This is a genomic window from Yoonia sp. (assembly GCF_036007805.1).
Classification (GTDB): Bacteria; Pseudomonadota; Alphaproteobacteria; order Rhodobacterales; family Rhodobacteraceae; genus Yoonia.
Genome location: NZ_DASYOK010000293.1, coordinates 1 through 2,523, shown reverse-complemented (window position 1 = coordinate 2,523; position 2,523 = coordinate 1). Strand labels below are relative to the sequence as shown.

The window sequence follows — 2,523 nt, the reverse complement described above, 5'->3', positions numbered from 1 at the left end:
ACCCACAGCCATCAGGCGTTCACCGACATTGCCACCGGCGCTGACACCCATGCGCAGCCCGTCGCGGGCATGCTGGTGGACAAAGGCCCAATCGGTACGCCCCAACATCCGGCGTTCAGGCTCGGACATCGTGATCGTATCACGCGGACCATCGGTACGGGTATCGAAGACGACCTGCCCCGCATCGGGGCGCAGATGACCTGCCATGCAGTTGAGCAGGGTCGACTTGCCGGAGCCGCTTTCACCCACAATCCCCATGACCTCGCCCGGGTAAAGGTCGAACGAGACATCGGCGCAACCGATATGGGCACCGTATCTTTTTGTAACGCCCTGAACAGACAGCAAAGGTGTCATGCCGCGTCCTTTCCTTTATGGCCCGCCGCCTGACGCGCCTCGCAATAGTCGGTATCCGAGCACACGAACATCCGCCCGCCTGCGTCATCAATGATAAGTTCATCCAGATAGCTGTCCTGCGCGCCACACATCCCGCAAGGATGATCGGCTTTTGTCGCCTCGAACGGGTGATCCTCAAAATCAAGGCTGACAACTTGGGTATAGGGCGGCAGGGCATAGATGCGCTGTTCGCGCCCCGCACCAAAAAGCTGGATCGCGGCCATATCGCCGAGCTTGGGATTATCGAATTTCGGAATGGGTGACGGGTCCATGACATAGCGCCCTTCGACCTTGACCGGATAGGCATAAGAGGTCGCGATATGCCCGTGACGGCTGATATCTTCGTAAAGCTTCACATGCATCAGCCCGTATTCCTCAAGGCTATGCATCTTGCGCGTCTCGCTTTCGCGCGGCTCCAGAAAGCGCAGCGGTTCGGGGATCGGCACCTGATAGACAAGGATCTGACCTTCGCCCAGCGCCTCTTCGGGGATACGGTGGCGGGTCTGGATCACGGTAGCGTCGCGTGTTGCGGTAGTCGTCGCAACACCTGCGGTGCGCTGGAAGAAGCTTCGGATCGACACCGCGTTTGTGGTGTCATCGGCCCCTTGGTCGATGACCTTGAAGATATCTTCGGGGGTCAGGACTGCGGCGGACACCTGCACGCCGCCAGTGCCCCATCCATAGGGCATTGGCATTTCACGGGAAGCAAATGGCACCTGATAGCCGGGGATGGCCAGCCCCTTGAGGATCGCGCGACGGATCATCCGTTTGGTCTGTTCGTCGAGATATGCGAAGTTGTATGCGGCTTCGGTCATAAAAGAGTCTCAATTCTGCGGCAGCGAGAGATATGGAGTTTTTCAGTGACCTTATTTCGGCCATGCGAGATCATCCGCGCGAGGTACTGATCTGTATTGCGGTGCCCGTCGTACTGTTGCTCGTATTTAGAGGCGATGGCCCAAGCGGTGGCGGCTGGTCTGATGGGGACGGCGGCGACTGACATTATTCGGCGGCCTCCTTCACACATTCCGCGCCAGCTTCGCGGCGCAGTTTGCGCACCAGTTCCAGTTCGGATTGGAAATCAACGTAATGAGGCAGCTTGATATGCTCCAGAAAGCCCGTCGCCTGGATGTTATCCGCGTGATAAAGCACGAATTCCGCATCCTGCGCGGGGGCGCCAACGTTGTCCTCGCCCAGTTCTTCCCACCGCAAGGCGCGGTCGACCAAGGCCATTGAAATCGCCTTGCGCTCGGTCTGGCCAAAAACCAATCCATAGCCGCGCGTGAATTGTGGCGGTTCGGTTTTCGAACCGGTGAACTGGTTGACTGTCTCGCATTCGGTCAAGGTCACTTCACCGATCTCGATGGCAAAGCCCAGTTCCGGAATGTCCATTTCAACAGGCACCGCCCCGATGCGCAACTCGCCCACAAAGGCGTGATTGCGCCCGTAGCCGCGTTGCGTTGAATAGGCGAGGCCAAGCGTAAAACCCTCGTCCGCGCGGGTAAGCGCCTGAAGGCGCAAGGGCCGGTCTGCTGGCATTTCCAGGGGTTCGCGGGTCAGGTCACGCGGTGGCGTGTCATCATGGCGGGCCTCTTCAATCAGCCCTTCGCGGTTCAGGAACCCCGTTACATGCGGCACATCGCCGGTTTCCGCCGCGCGCGCGGGCGCTTCTGGCACGTCGCCATCCGCCGCCAGTTTGAAATCCAGCAACCGGTGCGTGTAATCAAAAGTTGGCCCCAGCACCTGCCCACCCGGCAGGTCCTTGAACGTAGCCGAGATGCGCCGGTCGCAGGCCATCGCACCGGTATCTACGGGGTCAGACGCCCCAAAGCGGGGCAGCGTGGTCCGGTAAGCGCGGATCAGAAAGATCGCCTCGATCAGATCACCGCGGGCCTGCTTGATCGCCAACGCCGCCAGATCGGGATCATAGAGCGAACCTTCGGCCATGACGCGATTGACGGCAAGGCTGAGTTGTTCGCGGATCTGCGCGATGCCGAGTTCGGCAATATCCGTGTTGCCACGGCGTTCCTCGGCAAGCCATGCATGGGCGTTCTCGATTGCCCGTTCACCGCCTTTGACTGCGACATACATCAGGACACCTTTGTCGTTCTTGGGAGTGCTGCAACGCAGTCT

3 protein-coding genes are annotated in these 2,523 nt (G+C 59.7%); all 3 read right to left on the bottom strand.

Annotated features, from left to right (window positions below; all coding sequences use genetic code 11):
• Positions 1-354: ATP-binding cassette domain-containing protein (locus tag VGP75_RS15400; protein WP_327544502.1), on the bottom strand; the 354-nt coding region annotated here is incomplete at its 3' end.
• Positions 351-1,208 carry an alpha-D-ribose 1-methylphosphonate 5-phosphate C-P-lyase PhnJ gene (locus VGP75_RS15395; RefSeq protein WP_327544501.1) on the bottom strand — a complete coding sequence of 286 codons (858 nt, stop codon included), beginning with the start codon at positions 1,206-1,208 and terminating at the stop codon, positions 351-353. The genes VGP75_RS15395 and VGP75_RS15400, both read right to left, overlap by 4 nt.
• 184 nt (positions 1,209-1,392) lie before the next feature.
• Positions 1,393-2,481, bottom strand: coding sequence for a carbon-phosphorus lyase complex subunit (locus tag VGP75_RS15390; RefSeq protein WP_327544503.1), 1,089 nt, complete (start codon positions 2,479-2,481; stop codon positions 1,393-1,395).
• Positions 2,482-2,523 lie beyond the last annotated feature (42 nt).

Coding starts and splice junctions, on each gene's coding strand:
- VGP75_RS15390 (WP_327544503.1), bottom strand. CDS start 2,481: ATGTATGTCGCAGTCAAAGGCGGTGAACGGGCAATCGAGAACGCCCAT.
- VGP75_RS15395 (WP_327544501.1), bottom strand. CDS start 1,208: ATGACCGAAGCCGCATACAACTTCGCATATCTCGACGAACAGACCAAA.